General features: G+C 64.5%; 19 protein-coding genes. 16 read left to right on the top strand and 3 right to left on the bottom strand.

The window, feature by feature from the left end; all coding sequences use genetic code 11:
- Positions 1 to 83: 83 nt before the first annotated feature.
- From CUTER_RS08170 to CUTER_RS08155, 4 genes are all read left to right on the top strand, one after another.
- Complete coding sequence (locus CUTER_RS08170) at positions 84 to 1,583, top strand: bifunctional folylpolyglutamate synthase/dihydrofolate synthase (protein ID WP_047260715.1); 1,500 nt, start codon at positions 84 to 86, stop codon at positions 1,581 to 1,583.
- Between the two features lie 2 nt (positions 1,584 to 1,585).
- Positions 1,586 to 2,473 (top strand): ATP-grasp domain-containing protein, encoded by an 888-nt coding sequence (locus CUTER_RS08165; protein WP_052844089.1) that lies wholly within the window; start codon positions 1,586 to 1,588, stop codon positions 2,471 to 2,473.
- Between the two features lie 95 nt (positions 2,474 to 2,568).
- Positions 2,569 to 3,003, top strand: coding sequence for a DUF4233 domain-containing protein (locus CUTER_RS08160; RefSeq protein WP_047260016.1), 435 nt, complete (start codon positions 2,569 to 2,571; stop codon positions 3,001 to 3,003).
- Positions 3,004 to 3,005: 2 nt separating this feature from the next.
- Entirely contained in the window at positions 3,006 to 3,311 is a 306-nt protein-coding gene (locus CUTER_RS08155; RefSeq protein WP_047260015.1) for a hypothetical protein, read from the top strand.
- Here the strand turns inward: CUTER_RS08155 and CUTER_RS08150 are convergent.
- Both CUTER_RS08150 and CUTER_RS08145 read right to left on the bottom strand, forming a co-directional pair.
- Positions 3,308 to 4,798, bottom strand: a complete 1,491-nt coding sequence (locus CUTER_RS08150; protein ID WP_052844088.1) for a fibronectin type III domain-containing protein — start codon at positions 4,796 to 4,798, stop codon at positions 3,308 to 3,310. The genes CUTER_RS08155 and CUTER_RS08150 overlap by 4 nt on opposite strands.
- A 161-nt stretch (positions 4,799 to 4,959) precedes the next feature.
- A complete protein-coding gene (locus CUTER_RS08145) occupies positions 4,960 to 5,928 on the bottom strand; it encodes a pirin family protein (RefSeq protein ID WP_052844087.1) in 969 nt (322 codons plus the stop codon).
- A gap of 194 nt (positions 5,929 to 6,122) precedes the next feature.
- On the opposite strand from CUTER_RS08145, the gene CUTER_RS08140 reads away from it, so the two are divergent.
- Genes CUTER_RS08140 through CUTER_RS08115 form a run of 6 tightly spaced genes read left to right on the top strand, consistent with a single transcriptional unit; the run spans position 6,123 to position 11,675 of the window.
- A complete protein-coding gene (locus CUTER_RS08140; RefSeq protein WP_052844086.1) occupies positions 6,123 to 6,779 on the top strand; it encodes an HAD family hydrolase in 657 nt (218 codons plus the stop codon).
- Between the two features lie 29 nt (positions 6,780 to 6,808).
- The gene (locus CUTER_RS08135; protein WP_047260013.1) at positions 6,809 to 7,891 is read left to right on the top strand and encodes an ABC transporter ATP-binding protein; all 1,083 of its coding nucleotides are present in this window, start codon (positions 6,809 to 6,811) and stop codon (positions 7,889 to 7,891) included.
- Positions 7,888 to 8,781 (top strand): carbohydrate ABC transporter permease, encoded by an 894-nt coding sequence (locus CUTER_RS08130; RefSeq protein WP_047260012.1) that lies wholly within the window; start codon positions 7,888 to 7,890, stop codon positions 8,779 to 8,781. The genes CUTER_RS08135 and CUTER_RS08130 overlap by 4 nt, the downstream gene beginning before the upstream one ends.
- Positions 8,782 to 8,796: 15 nt before the next feature.
- The gene (locus tag CUTER_RS08125; protein WP_047260011.1) at positions 8,797 to 9,627 is read left to right on the top strand and encodes a carbohydrate ABC transporter permease; all 831 of its coding nucleotides are present in this window, start codon (positions 8,797 to 8,799) and stop codon (positions 9,625 to 9,627) included.
- Positions 9,627 to 10,961 carry an extracellular solute-binding protein gene (locus CUTER_RS08120; protein WP_047260010.1) on the top strand — a complete coding sequence of 445 codons (1,335 nt, stop codon included), beginning with the start codon at positions 9,627 to 9,629 and terminating at the stop codon, positions 10,959 to 10,961. The genes CUTER_RS08125 and CUTER_RS08120 overlap by 1 nt, the downstream gene beginning before the upstream one ends.
- A gap of 3 nt (positions 10,962 to 10,964) precedes the next feature.
- The gene (locus CUTER_RS08115; RefSeq protein ID WP_047260009.1) at positions 10,965 to 11,675 is read left to right on the top strand and encodes a DUF1868 domain-containing protein; all 711 of its coding nucleotides are present in this window, start codon (positions 10,965 to 10,967) and stop codon (positions 11,673 to 11,675) included.
- Here CUTER_RS08115 and CUTER_RS11100 read toward each other — a convergent pair.
- A complete protein-coding gene (locus CUTER_RS11100) occupies positions 11,665 to 12,690 on the bottom strand; it encodes a LacI family DNA-binding transcriptional regulator (protein ID WP_052844085.1) in 1,026 nt (341 codons plus the stop codon). The genes CUTER_RS08115 and CUTER_RS11100 overlap by 11 nt on opposite strands.
- Positions 12,691 to 12,759: 69 nt before the next feature.
- Between CUTER_RS11100 and ndk the strand changes: the two genes are divergently transcribed.
- The 6 genes from ndk (at position 12,760) to CUTER_RS08080 (ending at position 19,267) form a co-directional block, all read left to right on the top strand.
- A complete protein-coding gene (ndk, locus tag CUTER_RS08105) occupies positions 12,760 to 13,173 on the top strand; it encodes a nucleoside-diphosphate kinase (RefSeq protein WP_047260008.1) in 414 nt (137 codons plus the stop codon).
- A gap of 192 nt (positions 13,174 to 13,365) precedes the next feature.
- Entirely contained in the window at positions 13,366 to 13,929 is a 564-nt protein-coding gene (locus CUTER_RS11095; protein ID WP_144412290.1) for a TetR/AcrR family transcriptional regulator, read from the top strand.
- 274 nt (positions 13,930 to 14,203) lie between these two features.
- Positions 14,204 to 17,350 carry an Rne/Rng family ribonuclease gene (locus CUTER_RS08095; protein ID WP_047260007.1) on the top strand — a complete coding sequence of 1,049 codons (3,147 nt, stop codon included), beginning with the start codon at positions 14,204 to 14,206 and terminating at the stop codon, positions 17,348 to 17,350.
- A 208-nt stretch (positions 17,351 to 17,558) separates the two neighbouring features.
- Entirely contained in the window at positions 17,559 to 17,864 is a 306-nt protein-coding gene (gene rplU, locus CUTER_RS08090; RefSeq protein WP_047260006.1) for a 50S ribosomal protein L21, read from the top strand.
- 22 nt (positions 17,865 to 17,886) lie between these two features.
- Complete coding sequence (gene rpmA, locus CUTER_RS08085; protein WP_047260005.1) at positions 17,887 to 18,165, top strand: 50S ribosomal protein L27; 279 nt, start codon at positions 17,887 to 17,889, stop codon at positions 18,163 to 18,165.
- Positions 18,166 to 18,322: 157 nt separating this feature from the next.
- Complete coding sequence (locus CUTER_RS08080; RefSeq protein WP_047260004.1) at positions 18,323 to 19,267, top strand: GDSL-type esterase/lipase family protein; 945 nt, start codon at positions 18,323 to 18,325, stop codon at positions 19,265 to 19,267.
- Positions 19,268 to 19,323 lie beyond the last annotated feature (56 nt).

Raw genomic sequence — 19,323 nt, 5'->3', positions numbered from 1 at the left:
TGGTCGACGCCGAGAAGAACGCCACCGACGCCGTAGAAGAAGCCGCCGAGGCCGTAGCCCGCGAGGAGTCGGACGACGCCGAAGTGGAGCTTTTCGCCGACGCGGATACGGAGTTCGGCCGCGTCGTCGTCGGGCAGGAGGGGTTGACCCTCAACCTCGGCGAGTCCCATGTGGAGAACCCGGACACCCTCAGCCGTGACGTGACCGAGGCGGATGAGCGTGAGCTGGCCCGCGTCGAAGCCCAGCTGGCGGCACGTGCCTTGGAAACGGACCCCAACCCCTCGTTGGACCGCATCGCCATGCTCGTCGACCTGCTTGGCGACCCGCAGCACAGCTACCCGGCGATTCACATTGCGGGCACCAATGGCAAGACGTCCACCGCGCGGATGATTGACTCCCTGCTGCAAGCCTTCCACCGGCGCACCGGGTTATTCACCTCGCCGCATTTGCAGCGAATCACCGAGTGCATCGCCATCGACGGCGCCGAGATTCACCCCGGCGAATTCGCTGCGCAGCACGACGAGATCGCCCCGCTAGTGGACATGGTGGACCACGCCTTCGCTGCGCGCGGGCAGGCGCCGATGTCTCGCTACGAGGTCCTGGTGGGTGTGGCCTTGTCGGCCTTCGCGGATGCCCCCGTCGACGTGGCGGTGGTGGAAACCGGGATGGGTGGAACCTGGGATGCGACGAACGTCGTCGACGGCGACGTCGCGGTCATCACGCCCATCGGCCTGGACCACCAGGGCTTTCTAGGCGAAACCCTGACCGAGATCGCTTCCCACAAGGCCGGCATCATCACCTCCCGCTGGGATGCGTCCGACCTGCTCACCCCGCCCGATAACGTGGCCATCATCGGCCGGCAGGAACCCGAGGCGCTGCGAGTGCTCGCCGAACGCGCCATCGAGGTGGACGCCGCTGTGGCGCGGATGGACAGCGAGTTTGCGGTGCTGAGTTCGACGGTGGCCGTCGGCGGGCAGATGCTCACGTTGCAAGGCCTGGGCGGAGTGTACGAGGACCTCTTCTTGCCGCTGGCCGGCGAACACCAGGCGCACAACGCGGCGGTGGCGCTGGCCGCCGTGGAAGCCTTTTTCGGCGCCGGCTCGGGCCGGCCGCTGGACATTGCTCGGGTTCGGGAAGGCTTCGCGGCGGTGACGACGCCGGGTCGCCTGGAACGCGTACGCACCACGCCGTCCACTTTCGTCGACGCCGCGCACAATCGCCACGGGGCGTCGGCGCTGGCGGCCGCGCTTGACCGGGATTTCGAGTTTTCCCGCCTCGTCGGCGTGGTGGGGGTGCTGGCAGACAAGGACGCCGCCGGCATCCTCACCGAGCTGGAACCTCACCTGGCGGAGGTCGTGTGCACTCAGCCGGTGAGTCCACGGGCACTGGATGCCTACGACCTCGCCGACCAGGCCCGGGAGATCTTCGGCGAGGAGCGAGTGCACGTCGTCGATTCCCTGCCCAGCGCCTACGCTCTCGCGGTGGAGCTGGCCGAGGACGCGGAGATTCAATCCGGTGCCGGCATCATCATCACCGGCTCGGTGGTCACCGCCGGCCAGGCGAGAGCGCTGCTGGTGCGCTAGCGATGGTCGCAGCTTCGCGCCGAGTGTGGATCGTGCGCAACGCGTGGTTGGAGTGGTCCACGTTCGACGTGCAATTCCACCGCCTCATTGAGGAGGCCGCGACCGTGGGCATCGCGGCGTCGGTGACGAGCAGTGACTGGGTGGCGGCCCACCTCGACAGCCTGGCTCAGGACGAGCTGCCCGACGTCGCGCTGGCTTACGACAAGGACGTCCTCGTGCTCTCTCTGCTGGAATCCCGGGGTGTGCGCGTGCTCAATCCCGTCGATGCGATTCGAGTCTGCGATGACAAGGCTGCCACCTACCTGGCATTGCGGGCGCTAGGGATTGCGCAGCCGAGAAGCGTCATCGTGCCGCTGCGCTTCCGTCCGCTCGACGCGAGTGAGTGGGGTGCCTCGCACACACTGGCTGCCGCCGAGGAGCTCGGATACCCGCTGGTGGTCAAGCCCACGCGGAGCTCGTGGGGCAAGGGGATCCTCCGCGTTGATAGCCGCGATGAGCTGCTGGCTGCCCTCGTCGCCGCCGAGGATCGAGACGTATTAATCCAGGCCTGGCACCCGGGTGGCTCCGATGATTACCGACTGTTCGTGGTTGGCAGGCGGGTGGTGGCCGCGATGCAGCGTCATGCTCCCGTCGGCCAGCTGGCGGCTAATGTGTCGGCCGGCGGCCGGGCTGAAGCATTCACCCCCACCGCCGAGCAGGCACGCCTCGCCGTCGCCGCCGCCCGGGGCCTAGGCCTCGACGTTGCCGGGATTGACCTGCTCATCGACGGTGATCGGGCAGTGGTCCTGGAGGTTAACTCCAACGCCCAGTTCGTAGGCCTGGAGGAGGCCACGGGATGCAACGTCGCCGCGGAGATCGTGGCGCAGGTGGTTTCCATCATGGGGTGGTGACGGGGTGTAGCGGCGCCGGGTGTGGCTTAAGATGAGGCAGTTAGTCTGCCCGCGGCCGGGCGAGCGGGCGGAATAATAACCAGGAGGAGTAGGCGATGACCCAGCAGACACCAGCCGAGGTGGGCCCGCTCGGGCCCGGGCGGGCACCGGTCAAGGACCCGATGAAGGGGCTCCGGGGAGTGATGGCTGGCGTGCTCATCCTGGAGGCCATCACGATCTTTTTGGCCCTCACCGTGGTGCTTAAGGTCAACGGCGGCGCCTATTGGACGCCGTTCAACTGGGGGTTTATCACCGCCCTCGGTGCCGTACACATTCTGCTGGCCTTCGTCCAGCGGTTCCCGTGGGCCCTGCCCGCAGCGCTGGGAGTGCAGGTAGTGGGCATCGTCGGCGGCCTGTTCGTGCACTGGTCCCTCAGCGCCACCATGGTTGTCTTCGCCATTGTCTGGTGGTACGTCCTGGTGCTGCGGCGCAACCTTTTGCAGCGGATGAGCCGAGGGCTGCTCACCACCCAGCACCTCGGGGTCGAGTAGCCGTGCGGTGGCTGGCCTGGGCTGCCTCGCTGGCGCTGAGCGTCGTCGCTATCGGTGCCACCTTCCTCGGCGCCCCGTCGGCCATCTCCGTGATGGCACTGGTCGGGGCGGCACTGTGCTTCCTCGGGGCGGCCTGGTTGAAGGCACGCACCGTGCGCACCGCTGAGGTGACCATCACTGAGCAACAACAAGATACCCTCCGCCGGATGAAGGCGGAGGGCGACTACGGCCTTGCGCTGCGCCAGATCCAGATGTGGCACCGCTACGCCAGCGCGGAGGACGCCCGGCGGATCCTCGACGCCCTCTAGCTTTCGGAGTCCTTGGTCACTTCACCGGACTCGGCTGCCTCGCTGTCCGGGTAGGAAGCGGGGTCTGCCTTGCGAAGCGTGACGTGGTCGACGAGGGAATTGTCCTGCGTATTGCGGGTGACAATCGTCAGCTCGTCTTCGGTGACGTCGATGGTGGTGTAGTCCGGGGTCTCATCCTGGACCCAGTACGCGGTGGACTCGGCGGTCAGGCCGGAGGCGTCGGACTGTTCCATGGTGGTGATGTCCTCGTGTTCAACGTAGTCCGAGCCCTCGGCCACTGCCATGGGGTAGAACTTCGAGCCACTGGCGGAATTGGCGGTGTAATAAAGGACTTGTCCAGGCTTCGGGTAGAGGACATCTCCCGGCCGGGTTTCCGTGTCCGGCTCGATGGGTGTGGAGCCCTCCATGAGATGAGACCGGGTGTGAATGTGGTCGTGCCCGCTGAGGACCAGGTCGACGCCGTTGGCGCTGAGCTCTTCGGTCATCTCCTCGCGGTAACGCTGTACGACGTTGTCGGTCTGGTGGTACGCCTGAGAGAACGTGGAGTGGTGGTAGCTGACGATCCGCCAGTCCTTGTCCTGACCGTACTCGGCGATGGTGTTGCGGAGGAACGCTTTCTGGGTCGCGATGTCCGCGTCGGAGTCAAAGTTCGTGTCGAGCACTACGAAGAGTGCGTTGTTGTACTCGAAGAAGTAGTGATGCGAATCCGTCAGACTATCCGCGGCCGTATTGGGCTCGTTGAACATCCGGGCGTGTGCGCCAGACAGCCCCAGGACCTCGTGATTGCCATTAAGGACAGCCAGCCGGTGGTTATCGAGCTGCTCAGGGGAGAAGAACTCTTCAAACTCCACGTAGAAGTCCGGGTAGTTCACCTGATCTCCAAGGGAGAGGATGAAGGACGCGTCCGGAGCCTGGGCCAGCGCGGTGTCCAGCGTCTGCCGCCAACCGGCGCCGTCGGCCCGTGCATCGCCCGAGGCGCCGATCTGGGGATCGCCGAAGGCGATGAAGTTCCATTCGTCGCCATAGGTGCCGGTGGTGAAGGTTTCCGGCGTGGACCAGCCGGAGGCGTCGCTGCCTACTCGGTAGACGTAGTCGGTGTTCTCTGCCAGCCCGCCGACTTCGGCGGTGTGCGCGTAGTTCCCGGCGGGGACGACGAGGACGTAGGCGCTGCGGCTGGGGACCGTGAAGGTGGCGTCGCTGTCGAGGCCCTGCGTAGTCGGGGCGATCTGCAGGTAGGAGGGGTTGGTGTCCTGCGTCGTCCAGTTGAAGTTGGCTTGGGACTCGCTGGCGCCGATGCCGACGGTGATGGTGGTGGCCGCTTCTGGAGTAGCGGGGGCGTCGGGCATGACAGGAATGTTGGCGGCAGGTGCCGGACCTGGGGCCGGGGCGCCACCCATCGCGAAGGCCGGCGGGCAGGTGCTGCCGATCAAGCCGAGGGCCAGGACGGCGGTGAGGAGTTTCTTTCGCGAGGGAGTGCTCGACGTCATCGACGGTGCTACTTTCCATGTGGGGCGCGCCACCGTCGCGGCGGCACGCACGCGGCTGAGGTCACCCGGCACCTTAGATGGCGAAGGCAAGATTGTGGCTACGTCAAGAAAACCTGTGGGTTAAGGGTCGGTGAATTCGCGCCTTCCCGGCGGTGACGGACCTAGGATTCGATGCGAACCTCCGGACGAGCGTGCGGCGCGGGATTCTTCCGAGCTTTGATGCGCGTGATGGGAAAGCGCGGCGCAGGGAGGCGGGGCAAGCCCTCCGGGTCGTGCCCGATGTATCCGTGGGTGACACCGAAGCGATCGGAGTGCTGCTGCCAATCCTCGCGGAACTGAGCGATTTCCTCGTGGCTTCGTCCCAGGAAGTTCCACCACATGACGATCTCCTCGCCGAAGGGCTCACCGCCGATGAGAAGCAGGAGGGCGGGATGATCGCCGGTGTTACGCAGTTGTAGGTGCGTTTCGCCAATTCCGGTGTAGCCGAGTTCGCGCGGCGCGACGACGGTTCCGCAGAGCTCGATCGAACCAGTATCGACGAGGACCCCATGCTCGAAGGTGGGATCGACATCGATGGTGAGGGCGGCCCCGGCGTCGAGGCGGATCTCAGCGCCTACCAACGGGGTGAAGGTGGGGATCGGGGAGCGTTCCCCCAGGAGTTCGCCGATGAACACGAGGGCCTGGCCACCGTCGAAGAGGTGCGGGGTGGGGCGGAAGTGATCGAAACGTCGCTGACCGTGGCGTGCGTGATCCGGCAAGGCGGTCCATAGCTGCACTCCGTGCAGGGAGGTGGTGGCCTGGGTGGATACTTCCGAGTGGCAGATTCCGGCTCCGGCAGTCATGAGGTTGACCTCGCCGGGTAGGACGACGGCATGGTTGTCGCCAGAGTCGTGGTGCGTTATTGCACCGTCGAAGAGCCAGCTGACCGTTTGTAGGCCGGTGTGCGGATGCGGTGCGACGTCCATGCCGCCGGTCGTGGAGACGTCGTCGGGTCCGTAGTGATCGACGAAGCACCAGGCGCCGATCATGGAGCGTTGACGTTGCGGCAGGGTTCGGTAGACGGTCATTGCACGGGGACCGCCGAGCGGCACCTCGCGTGCGGTGATGATTTCAACCGGTGTTGCGGACATATCACTTATCTTAGGGATTGTCGTGACTCCGGGAAGGGATTTCGGCTCGCACGCATCTGGGCGGGGGTAGTTGGGGAAACCTTTCCGGGGAGTTGGGTGGGAATTTACTGACAGGTTACCTCCAAGTAAGGGATCTCTGTTTCAGTGAAAGCGTTGGATGGGAACGTTCCCAAACAAGATGGAAGGAGGATTCAATGACGCACACCGTGGTCTTTGACATTGGCGGGGTCTTGGTTCCGGAGGGAACCAGGATGCGTCGTCTTGAGGACTTTGTTGAACAACGAACCGGTTCCCTGAACCGGGAACCTTTCGCACAGGCCTATTGGGCCGGCCGCAACCGCTACGACCTGGGCTGCCTCGACGAGCGGTTCTGGCTGCCGGTCTTCGCCGCCGCCGGCATCGACACCAGTCCCGGTGACCGCATTCGGGAGCTCGTCGCGGCCACGGCGGCGCAGGACGCCGACGCTAACACCACGATCACCGCAGAACCCCGGGCGCTGCTCGACGATCTCGCGGCGGCTGGTATCCGCCTGGCTATCCTCAGCAACGCCCCTCGGCGGATGGCTCAGGCAGCGCGCCAGCGCGACTGGTGTCAGCCCATGGCCACCGCCGTTTTCTCCTCCGAGGTGGGAGTCATGAAGCCCGCCGACGTCATCTATTCGATCGTCGACGCCGACCTGAAGGTGAACGAGGAGCAACGTCGGCGCGTGCACTTCTTCGACGACCGGCAGGTCAATGTCGACGCCGCCCATGCCCACGGATGGTCCGCGCACCTATGGACCGGTGCCGACGACGCCCGTCGCGTCCTCATTGAGGCGGGCATGCCCCTGGAGAACACGACCGGACGCTAACGCGTCCGGCACGACGAAAGCAGAAACTCATGGCACGAATCATCTTCGACAAGGCATCACTGCATTACCCGGGTAACCCGCGCCCGACCATTAACGAGATGGACTTGGAGGTTCGCGACGGAGAGTTCATCGCCGTCGTTGGTCCTTCCGGATCGGGAAAGTCCACCACGCTGCGCATGGTCGCCGGCCTCGAACGCCTCACCGGCGGCGAGATCTACATCGGCGATGACAAAGCGAGCGAACTTGAGCCCGCCAAGCGCGACGTGGCCATGGTCTTTCAGTCCTACGCCCTGTACCCGCACATGACGGTGGCCGAGAACATGGCCTTCGCACTGAAGATGCAGAAGGTCCCCAAGGCAGAGCAGCAACGACGCGTGGCCGAGGCCTCGCGTCTCCTAGACCTCGACGCCTACCTTGACCGCCTGCCCAAGGCGCTATCCGGCGGTCAGCGCCAACGCGTCGCCATGGGCCGGGCCATCGTTCGCGATCCGCGCGTCTTCCTCATGGATGAGCCACTATCCAACCTGGACGCGAAGCTGCGCGTGAGCACCCGCTCGGAAATCAGCCAGCTGCAGCGCCGGTTGGGCACCACCATGCTCTACGTCACTCACGACCAGACCGAGGCTATGACCATGGCCGATCGCATCGCGGTGTTGGAAGGCGGGAACATGCAGCAGGTCGGCAGCCCCGAGGAGCTCTATCACCACCCGGCCAACACGTTCGTGGCGTCCTTCATCGGCTCGCCGGCGATGAACATGGTCACCGGCACTGCCGTCGGAAACGAGATCCATATCGGGCACATCGTCTTGCCGTGCCCGCCGTTGACGGAGGCGCCCACCACGGACAACGTCATCGTCGGGATGCGCCCGGAGAGCTTCGAGCTCGTTGGCGAAGCAGACGCCGACACGGCAGCACACGTGGAGTTTCTCGAGAACTTCGGTTCCGATAAGTTCCTTCATCTTTCTATTGAGGGCCTTGCGGGGTTGGGGGACTTCGTCGTTCGCGTCCCGTCCGTCGCGAACGTCCAGGCTGGCGACCACATCCATATCCGCGTCGACCGCACCACGCTTCATATCTTCGACGCGTCCACCACGGAGCGGATCGTCGCATGAGTGTCGCAGCAGCCATGAAACCACCTCGGGAGAAGACAGCCCCGTGGGCCTATCTGTTCCTTTTTCCGACGCTCCTTCTTTTTTGCGTCTTTGAGTTCTTCCCCTTCCTGCGCGCGCTGTATCTGTCCTTTACCTCGGTCGATCTCTTCGGCCGGCCGTCGGGCTTTGCCGGGGTGGACAATTATCTGGACATGCTCGCGGACCCGAACTTCCTGGCGACGCTGTCGCGAACCCTCATCTTCACGGCCGTGACCGTCACCCTCAAGCTGGCGGTTGGCCTCGCGGTGGCGCTCCCGTTGTCCTACCGGCTGCGAGGAACCGCCTGGATGCGGGCGGTGGTGCTGGTCCCCATGGCGGTCTCCACGGCCGTCGGCACCCTCGTCTACCGCTCGATGTACGCCCCGGCGGTGGGGCTATTCGACCAGGTTGCGCGAGGCCTTGGCTTCGGCGACGTGGGCTGGTTGACGAGCCCGCGGATCGCGCTGATCTCCGTCATCATCGTGGACGTGTGGATTGGCATCTCGTTTGTCATCCTGCTCATGCTCGTGGCCATTGATGGCATTTCCCACGACGTCGTCGAGGCCGCCAACCTCGACGGATGCACCGGCGGGCGCTACGTGCGCCACATCATCATCCCGGGGATCGCCCCCATGTTGCTGGTGCTAGCAGTAACGCAGTCGATGCAGGCTATGCGGGAATTCACAGTGTTTCAGGTTCTTACCGCCGGCGGGCCGGGAAACGCCACCCGAACATTGGTGCTCGACATCTACGACCTGGCGTTCGGCGGCGGAACCGCGAACTTCGCGGCGGCGTCCGCGCGCGGCATGGTGCTGTTCATCATGATCCTGGTGCTCACCCTCGTGCAGTTCCGGTTGTCGAAGCGGCAGTAAAAGGACATCTCACCCATGAATACGCAATTTCGCTCACCGGTGACCACCGTCATCCTCTATGTGTGGTTGACCATCGCAGCCATCTTCATCGTTTTTCCCGTCGTTTACGCGCTCGTGGGATCGTTCCGATCCACGGCCGACATTCAAGGCGGCGTCCACACCCTCTTCTTCGGCGACCTCGTGTTGGCCAACTATCCGACGGCGTGGAAGCAGTCGAATATCGGCAACCAGCTCATCAACTCGGTGATCGTCACCATCTGCCAGACTGCGGGACAATTCCTCACCGCTGTCCTGGCCGCCTACGCCTTAGTATTCGGCCGCGTCCGCGGTGCGCGCAAGTGGTTGATTATCTTCCTCATCCCCATGATGATCCCTTCCGAGGTGGCCATCATCGGTAACTATCTCACCGTGCGCGACCTCGGCTTCTACGACTCGGTGGTCGGCATCTTCTTGCCCTACCTGGCGTCGAGCTTCACCGTCTTCCTCTTCTACCAGGCCTTCTCCCAGTTCCCGAAGGAAATCTGGGAAGCGGTACGGCTGGAAGGCGTCGGACCTCTACGCTTCCTGTTCACCTTCCTCATCCCACTCAACCGGTCGGTGTGCATGACCGCACTGGTCACCTCGGCCATCGCCGCCTGGAACGGCTACATGTGGCCGTTGCTCATCACCGAAACGCCCTCAGTTCGCACCATCCAGCCGGGCATTAAGGCGCTGGCCGATGAGGCCGCCGTCGACCAAGGCCTGGTCCTCGCGGGCCTCATCCTGGCCGTCATCCCCACCATTCTTCTCGTCATCTTCGGGCAAAAGTACCTGACCCGAGGACTTACAGATGGAGCTGTTAAGTAATGTCTTCTCCCTGCACTACCTCAAGAATCGCCGCCCTCATCGCCGCTGTCGGCATCAGCGCCACCGGTCTCGTCGCCTGCGGAAACGACGGCGGCACGGAAACCAATGCCGACGGTGAGATCGTCGTCAACTTCTGGCACTCCTCCTCCGGCGCGGCTGGAGAAACCCTCCAGGGGCTCGTCGACGAGTTCAACAAATCCCACGAGGGACAGATCGAGGTCACCGCCTCCTACCAGGGCAACTACGGCGACGCGATCTCGAAGTTCATCGCCTCCGTCCAAACGGGCGATCTCCCAGCCATCCTGCAGGCCTCCGATGTGCAAACCGCCTACCTGCACGATTCCGGCATCGCGGTGCCCGCCTACGAGCTAGCGGAAAAAGACGGCAGCTACGATTTCGAGCAGCTGCTTCCCCTGGTCAAGAACTACTACTCCTTTGAGGACAAGGTGTACTCAATGCCGGCGATGGTGTCTCAGCCGGCGTTGTATGTCAACAACGACCTCCTCGCCGAGGCCGGAGTGAACAAAGACAGCCTGGGTACCGTGCAAGGCCTCATCGACGCCGCCACGACCATCAAGGACAAGACCGGGAAAGCCGGTCTGACTTTCCACCATTCCGGCTGGTACGTCGAGCAATCCAACGCCATGCTCGGAGAGCTTCACTGCACCCCGGAAAACGGCACCACCGCGGAGCAAGCTCGCTCCTTTAACCTCACCAACGACGCCCTCGTGGACACGTGGCAGCAGTTCGGCGCCATGTTCGCCTCCGGTGCCCTGCACAACCCGGGCACGGACAGCGCCGCGGCCACCGGCGCGTTCCAGGCCGAGGAGGCCGCCATGCAAATGAACTCCTCCGGGGGATACGGCAACCTGGCGGGTGCCGATTTGGGGTTCGATTGGTCTATTCTTCCGCTGCCGCGCTCAACAGACTCTGCCGGCGCGGTTCCGGGTGGCAATTCCCTGTGGGCAATCAAGGAAGGCCACTCTGAGGAGGTCCAGCAGGCTGCGTGGGAGTTTATGAAGTTCATCGGCTCCGACGCCGCCCAGCAGAAGATCTTCACCGAGACCGGCTATCTGCCCACTACCCGGTCGGCTCTCGCGGGGCTGACCGACGTGACCCCGCAACAGCAGGCCCTGCTCGATCAGTTGGCCACCACCCCGGTGTCCACGGTCACCGCCGGATGCAAGTCCGGCGCCCTCAATGACGCCCGGAACAGCTACCAAACCGCCATGACCGATATCGCCAACGGCGCCGATGCCGCTCGCGCGCTGGACGCCGCACAGGTGTCCGCCGATCAATCCGTCGCTTCCTACATCGAACGGGCTGGTGCCTAACCCATGACCACTAATAACACCCCGACACGCTGGGTAAATAACCCGTTCACCTGGGAGAAGTTCGACACTCGTGGCCGGGCGCTGCGCCATCGCGGTTCGACGCTCATTAGCTACCTCGTCGCCGATAGTCCGCTGTACGAGGTCTGCGGCCGTATCCTTGACGACATTCACGCCGAGGGCTGCGCCCCGGACTTCGGGCTCTTGCCCCTGTCGAGTATGCACATGACCGTCTTCCCGGGGCTAAAGGATCCCAGCTACCTCAATCAACGCGAGCTGTGGCCGGAAGGTATCGACGTCGATCAACCCTTCACGGAGACGGTGCAGCAGTTGCGTCAACGCCTGGTCGTGGCCGACATCCGTGCGCCGCAGCACGTCACGATGATCCCGAAGGGGGTGTACCCGCTGCACCAGTCGCTGACGATTGAGCAGGTACCGGCGACGGCGGCCGACGCCGCCGAGTTGCACCGGTTTCGTACCGAGGTCGCGGCAGCGTTCGGTTTTCCGGCTCCGGTGCTAGGGGAGTATCGCTTTCATACTTCGCTGGGATACCGGCTGACCCGGATGACGCAGGAGTCGCGGGAACAGTCCGAGCTGCTGGAGCAGCGCTATTCGCAGTGGGTGAGGCAGGCGGGCGCCACCGAATTGGAGCCGGTGGCGTTCTGCGCCTTCAACGACATGCTGTCCTTCGCGCCGATTCTGCACTTCAGGGCGTAGCGGGAGGCAGCCGGCGGACGCTGCCTTCCAGGAGCTCGCCCGGCAGGTAGAGCTGTTGGGCCGGGCCGCGCCGAAGGTCGGGGTTTTCGACCAACTCGACGATACGGTTAGCGGCCAGCGTGGCCAGCTGATCTACCGGGTGGCGAACGGTGGTGGCGCCGAGGAGATCTAGCCCGTCGGCCACCCCATCAGAGCCGACGAGCGAGAGATCCTCCGGCACACGCAGGCCGCAGCGCTTCGCCGCCCGCCACGTCTCGAAGAGCCAGCTATCGTAGGCGCACACCACGGCCGTAGCCCCTTGGCGAAGCACTGAACGAACGTGGGTGTCGACGTCGTCGATGTCGAAGACGTCCACGAGCGACGCGGTCATGCCTAGGGTTTGCGAATGCACGTAGGCGGCCGTCGTCCGCGCCCAGGTTCCGCGGCTGTGACTCTTCTGCTCCGTTTGAATGACGATATGCCGGTGCCCCATCTCGTAAAGGTGATCGACGATGAGGCGACCATCGGACTTCGAGTCCCAGGCGATGTTCTCGATGGGTAGCTCCGGTGTAGGGGCGCCTAAGTAAAGCAGCGGCACCCGCGAGGAGTAGGTCAACAACAGCTCGTCCGGCATGGATCCCACGGCCAGGATGATCCCGGAGGCGTGGAGGCCTTGGACGTTGTCGATCTGCGAGCGGATGAGGGATTCGTCGTACTCAAGCACCATCTCTTGCACGACGTGGTAGCCCCGGTCGCGGAGCTTTTCGTGCAAGTAGCGGTTGAGCTTGGCAAAAATCGGGATGTCGACGGTGCTAATCACCAGCCCGATGGAGGGTGCCGGGCCCTGGCGCAGCCGCCGGGCCCACTGGTCGGGGGTGTAATGCAGCTCCCGGGCTGCTGCCAGCACCTTCTCGCGGGTGAGGGGGGCGACCTTTTCCTGGTCGCGGATCACCCGAGACACGGTGGATTTTGACACGCCAGCCAACCTGGCCACGTCAATGATGGTGGCCGTCTGAGGTGGGCGGTCGTGTGGCATCGTTGCCTTCCCGGTGGGGTTGAGGTTTTTGGCAGAGATTCAATCCTATTGCTTTGGTACCGTGACAGCATGACAACTCAACGCACCCTCATCCTCATCAAGCCGGATGGCGTCGCCCACGGCCACATCGGTGAGATCATCTCCCGCATCGAGCGCAAGGGCCTGACCCTGGTCGCGATGGACCTGCGCGTGGCCGACCGCGAGACCGCAGAGAAGCACTACGCAGAGCACGTGGAGAAGCCGTTCTTCGGCGAACTCGTGGACTTCATCACGTCGGGCCCGCTGGTGGCCGGCGTCGTGGAAGGCCCTCGCGCGATCGAGGCGTGGCGCCAGCTTGCCGGCGGCACCGACCCGGTGGCGAAGGCCACCCCGGGAACGATTCGCGGCGATTTCGCGCTGGAGGTTTCACACAACGTGGTCCACGGATCGGACTCCCCAGAATCGGCTGATCGCGAGATCGCGATCTGGTTCCCGAACCTCTAAAAGGCCAGTTCACAGGGCCCTATCCTCGCTAGGGGATAGGGCCCTTAGCTGACTCTCAGGTTAATGGCGTTGAAATTATGTGTTAGTGCATGTGGAAGGTAGTGTCTTAGCCGGAACATGCAATATGGCTAATGGAAATCGGGTTGCGAAGCCTGGTGCAGTTTACGAGGAGATGGAGGTGCTGCAGTGACCATGAAGAGCCGGTCTAAGCAGAGCCGAGGCGTTGAAAAGAAGGCTGGAATCCTTGATGCCGCCATCGACCTAATGTTCCTCCACGGCCTGCCAGGGGTTACCCACCGTCAAGTGGCGGCGCGTGCGAACGTTCCCGTCGGCTCCGTGGGTTACTACTTCCACTCCCGAGACGAGCTGGTGGTCCAGGCTATCGCTACCGTCGCCCAGCGGCGCTCCGACTACGCGCGGAAACTGCGCGAGATCATCCCGGGCGATACCCCTCTGCTCATCGAACTGTTGCTGGAGACCTGCGCCCCAGAGGCGGCTACGCTGCTCGCCGGCTGGGTCAAGATTGGCATGGACTGCGCCCGCGAGTCCGAGGAATTCCGCAAGGCGTGGTCCCAGGTTCTTAAGGAAGCGCTAGCCGACGTGCGGGCCGTGCTCACTCAGGCCGGACGCACAAACGTGTCGGCCGACGTCGTGTTCCTCATGATTAACGGCGCCGCCGTCGCCGCCATTCTGCGCAATGAGGACCCGCACCCCGCCGCGACGCGGGCGCTGACCTGCTATCTTGACGTGCTGTAGGCGCGTTGAACGATTCGTGTGACACAATGAACACGACGGCTGACCGGCCTGCGTGATGCTCGGCCGTGCCGCCTTAAGACGTTTTACAACTACACATCACCGACGTCATCGTGAAGAGATGAGCGTGACGAGTTGACCTCCGCGCGGCGGCGGTTGCCAGCGGCGGCGCACAAGCAGCGCTGCGGTGGCTGGCGACCAGCGCCCGGTGGTCCCCCATGGAAGGTTCTTTCCTCGACGAGGCGACGGTGTTTGCCGACTCTTCTAAGGAGAACCCGTGGCCCCACGTGCCTCGTCTGTATCACTTGATCCCGTACTCGCCGAGGCCCTCCGCGGGGTTGACCCCGACGGCGTTGACTCCCCGGTGCGGGTCTACGTTCTGGCCAAGCAGTTGGGGGTGAAGTCCAAGGCCATCACGGTCGCCCTCGAAGAGCTGGGATTGAAGAAGGTGGCTCAGTCGTCCATGTCGGCTGAGGAGATCGCCCAGCTCATCGGCCTTGCGCAAGGTGAACGGCCAGCACACGCCGAGAAGAACGAGGCCGCGGACGCAGCCGCCGAGGAACCCTCGGCTGAGGAAGCCCCGGCCGAGGAACCCACGGCCGAGCAGCCGGCTAAGAAAACGCAGAAGAAGGCGGCGAAGAAGACCAGCAAGAAGGCGGCGAAGAAGTCCGCCAAGAAGTCGTCGAGGAAGCCTTCCTCGGCAAAGCGAGGATCCGACGCTGCTGCGGACGTCGCCACCGATGGTGAGCCTTCCGCCGAGGAACGGCCGGATACCGAGGATAAGAAGCTGCGGGAGCGGGTCCGCAAGAACGTCGCGAACGAGATCAATCAGCTCGAAAAGAAGGTAGAAGCGGAGATCAGCGAGCAGATCGCAGAGCGAGATGCCGCAGCCGACGAGATCGACGATGTCACCAGCACCGACGACGTCACCGACGCCGTTGCCTCTGCCTCGGTAGACACCGAGCTAGGCGACACCGTCGCCGCGGCCGACGCTGACCAGGACGACGCTTCCCAGGCCGGCGACCAGGACGGCGACACGGACGAGGCCGAAGAAGGCGTCGAAGACGCCACGGCCGCCCTCGCGCCCCAGTTCCAGTCCCCGCGTCGCCGCGGCCGCCGCCGGGCGCGTCGCTCCACCGAGAAGGACCCGGTTGAGAAGGACACTGCCGACAAGGCAGCAGCGGCACCCTCGCCGGAAAACCCATCCGGGGACATTATCGACGACGCCGACGCCACCGCGCTGGATGCCGATGTGGTCATCGAAGAGCCGTTGGCGGACGACCTTTCCGAGCCTGCCGAGGACGTCACCGAGATCACCGAGCCGGTGGCTCTGAAGGGGTCTACCCGCATTGAGGCCCAGCGTCGCCGCCGCAGCGAACTGCGCGAGGCCGGGCGCAAGCGGGCGCCGATCGTCTCCCAGGCCGAGTTCCTCGCGCGCCGGGAATCGGTCACCCGGACGATGGTGGTGCGGGAACGGCCGCGCCACGACGGTGCCGGCTCCATCACCCAGGTAGGTGTCCTTGAGGATTCCATGCTGGTCGAGCACTTCGTCACCACGGAGAAGCAAGCCTCGATGATCGGCAACATCTACCTCGGTCGGGTGCAGAACGTTCTGGCCAGCATGGAGGCTGCATTCATCGATATCGGGACCGGGCGCAACGGCGTGCTCTACGCCCCGGACATCGACTGGCGCGCGTTCGGCGCCCAGGGCAAGAGCCGCCGGGTGGAGCAGGTCCTGCGCTCTGGAGACCAGGTCCTGGTTCAGGTGTCGAAGGATCCGCTGGGGCATAAGGGTCCGCGCCTGACCACGCAAATCTCCCTGGCCGGCCGGTACCTGGTGTACGTGCCCAACGGCCGCAGCGCGGGCATCTCCCGCAAGCTGCCCGCACCGGAACGTAAGCGCCTCAAGGCGATCCTGGAGCGCGTCATCCCGGGACAGGGCGGTGCCATCATCCGTACCGCGGCAGAGCACGTTGAGGAGCCGGCTATCGCCGCCGACGTCAATCGCCTGCACTCGATGTGGGAAGACATTTCCGCCCGCGCCGAGCGGGAGAAGAGCTCCAAGGGTGCCAAGCCGGTCACGCTCTACGAAGAGCCGAACATGCTCGTCAAGGTGGTGCGGGACCTCTTCAACGAGGACTTCACCTCGCTCGTGGTCGACGGCCGCCGCCCGTGGAACACCGTCCGCTCCTACGTGGAGTCGGTCGCCCCGGACCTGGCGGACCGCCTGGAGGAGTTTGACCGCGCCGCTCACGGCGACGTCGACGCGTTCGTGCATTACCGCATCGACGAGCAGATCCAGAAGGCGCTGAGCCGTAAGGTGTGGCTGCCCTCCGGTGGACACCTGGTGGTGGATCGCACTGAGGCCATGGTGGTCATTGACGTCAACACCGGAAAGTTCACCGGATCCGGGGGCAACCTCGAGGAGACGGTGACCCGCAACAATCTTGAAGCCGCGGAGGAGATCGTCCGCCAGATGCGGCTACGGGACCTCGGCGGGATGATCGTCGTGGACTTCATCGACATGGTCCTGCCCGAGAACCGAGACCTGGTGCTGCGCCGCCTCAAGGAGGCCTTGGGCCGGGACCGTACCCGGCACCAGGTGTCCGAAGTGACGTCGCTGGGGCTGGTTCAGATGACGCGCAAGCGGCTGGGCACCGGCCTGCTAGAGACCTTCGCCACCGAGTGCGAGCACTGCGATGGCCGAGGGCTCATCCTGCACGAAGATCCGGTAGACGAGCGCCTCGGAGACACCCCGCGGGAGAAGCGTCACTCGGTGGAGCGGACGAAGAGCCCCGCTCCGGCGCCGCAGAAGCCGGCGGCCGAACCCGTCGAGCAGCCCGCTCGTCGGGACGTCGACGAGGAAAAGGAACTCGCCGATATGGTGGCTGGAGTCCTCGTCGACGACGAAGCCCCGCGCAAGCCCGGCCGACGTCGCGGTCGCCGCGGTGGTAGCCGCGGACGGGGATCCGCGGGTCGCGAAGCGGAGTCGACGAACGAGAAGGCGTCGGAAGCCTCCCGCGAGGAGACTGCCGAAGTCGACTCCACCAGTTACGAGGAGGCCGTAGCGGCCTTCGAAGCATCCCCGCGCCGTAAGCGTCGTACGCGCGGAAACTCCCGCTCCGACCACCGGCCGCGACCGGAAGACTACGCCGACTCGAAGGCACGCCAGCCGCACGACAGTGAGGACACCCGCAGTGCCGCGGATGACGGCGACGACATCCTCGGCGGGGTAGAGGTGCGCCGCGTTAGCGGGCGTGGGCGGCGCCGTGCCGTGCGTCGGCGCGCGTCGGCCCAGCCGCAACGGACTCAGCCGGCAGTATCGACGGCGCCGGCAGCCGAACCGACAGAGGACGTGCCGACGGTGCGGAAGGCGCAGGGACGTGGGCGACGCCGTGCCGTGCGTCGGCGCGCCGGGGCCTAGAAAAACGCACTGTTAGCGAGGTGCCCCGTGGTTTGGAGTTTGAGCTGGCTGCGGGGTAGTCTTCTACAGTCGCTGTTTTGGGGCGTCCGTGTATCCGCCTGCGAGGCGGGCGTGAGCGCGCTCTGGAACGCAAAATGAATGTTGTCCGTATCAGACTTGGGGCTTAACCCCGGGGCTGAGCCGAGTATAGATAAGGGGTAACCCTCCGATGTACGCGATCGTCAAGACCGGCGGCAAGCAGTACAAGGTCGCCGAAGGCGACCTCGTCAAGGTCGAGAAGATCGAGGGTGAGCCGGGTACGTCCGTCGCTCTCACTCCCGTTCTGCTCGTCGATGGTGCCGACGTTAAGTCCAAGGCTGAGGAGCTCTCCGAGGTTCGCGTCGACGCTGAGATCGTCGAGCAGACCAAGGGCCCGAAGATCAAGATTCTGAAGTACAAGAACAAGACCGGTTACAAGAAGCGTCAGGGTCACCGTCAGAAGCTGACGGTCCTGAAGGTCACCGGCATCAAGTAAGTAGCGAGGGAGGGAAAACACCATGGCACACAAGAAAGGTGCATCGAGCTCTAGCAATGGTCGCGATTCCGAGGCCAAGCGCCTGGGCGTGAAGCGCTTCGGCGGTCAGAAGGTCAACGCCGGCGAGATCCTGGTCCGCCAGCGCGGCACCAAGTTCCACCCGGGTGAGAACGTCGGCCGCGGTGGCGACGATACGCTGTTCGCCCTTGCTGCTGGCTCCGTCCAGTTCGGCATCAAGCGCAACCGCCGCATCGTCAGCATCGTCCCGGCTGAGGAGCAGGCTGTCGCCGCCTCCGCCTAAGCGCACAGTCCGCTGGCTTCCAGCTGACAAGTTATAACGAATGTGTTACACTCCTTCGCGTGCTGTAACACATTTCGTGTTTTATGGCAGAAAGTACCCGTACTACCGGCGGCATCTTCGTTGCGAGGCGTCGGGGGTCGTTGAACAAGGGAGAAAAGTGAAGAGCATCAAGAAGTCCGTGCTGGCTGGCCTGTCGGCACTCGCCATCGCCGGTGGCCTGGCCACCCCGGTGGCCAACGCGCAGCCGCTGCCGCCGTTCCTGCCGTTCTCTCCGGCGCCGCCGGCTGTGGAGGGCGTGGAGCCGCTGCAGGATTTTGAGACTGGTGCGGAGCTCGTCGTATTCGGCGACTCTTTCGTTTCCAACGCTGGCAAGCAGGATCCCACCATCAAGCTCACCCCGGAGCGCCACCCGCTCGCCTTCGGTTGCCAGACCCACATCGCTAACTGGCCGAAGATCATGGCCAAGAACTACAACAAGTCCCTGGCTGACTGGTCCTGCAACGGTGCGGGCGACATGCCGTTCGAGCTGAAGCAGTACACCGAGCTGGCCATCCAGAACGGTGACCTCGGCGTGGACACCAAGGACGTTGTCCTCATGTACGGCGGTGTCGACCCGACCATCCGCACCGACGTCGCGTCCCAGCTGTCCTCTAACGAGGGCCTGCCGACGCTGTCTTCGACCACCGGCCCGTCGCTCTTCCGCGACACTGTGAAGTCCTTCGCCGACCGGGTTCGCCAGGTCGCCCCGAACGCCCGCATCACCCTCGTCTCCTACCCGGAGTTCCTCAGCGGCGATAAGTTCTGCCCGCTGATCACCCCGAACCCGGCTGGTGGCGAGAGCAACAAGATGGAGATCGTCGTCCCGCGCGGCGAGCGCATCCAGCTGGCCCTGCGTGACAACCAGGCCAATGTCGCCAACTACGCCGGCATGAACTTCGTTGACCTCTACACCCCGACCAAGGGTCACGGCACCTGCGCGCCGGACGGCCAGCGTTGGGTCAATGGCCTGAAGGACCCGGAGGAGGGCCCGCAGATCATGCACCCGACCGACCACGGCATGGTTGCCTTCGCTGACATCATCGGTAAGAAGATGTTCGCCTAAACAGGTCTTTTTCCGACCTACCTGCTACCGCCCCGGTCCCCGCTGTGAGGGTCCGG

Origin of the sequence: Corynebacterium uterequi (assembly GCF_001021065.1) — a bacterium.
Classification (GTDB): Bacteria; Actinomycetota; Actinomycetes; order Mycobacteriales; family Mycobacteriaceae; genus Corynebacterium; species Corynebacterium uterequi.
The sequence above is the reverse complement of the archived record's forward strand: the minus strand, read 5'-3'. Positions and strand labels throughout refer to the sequence as shown.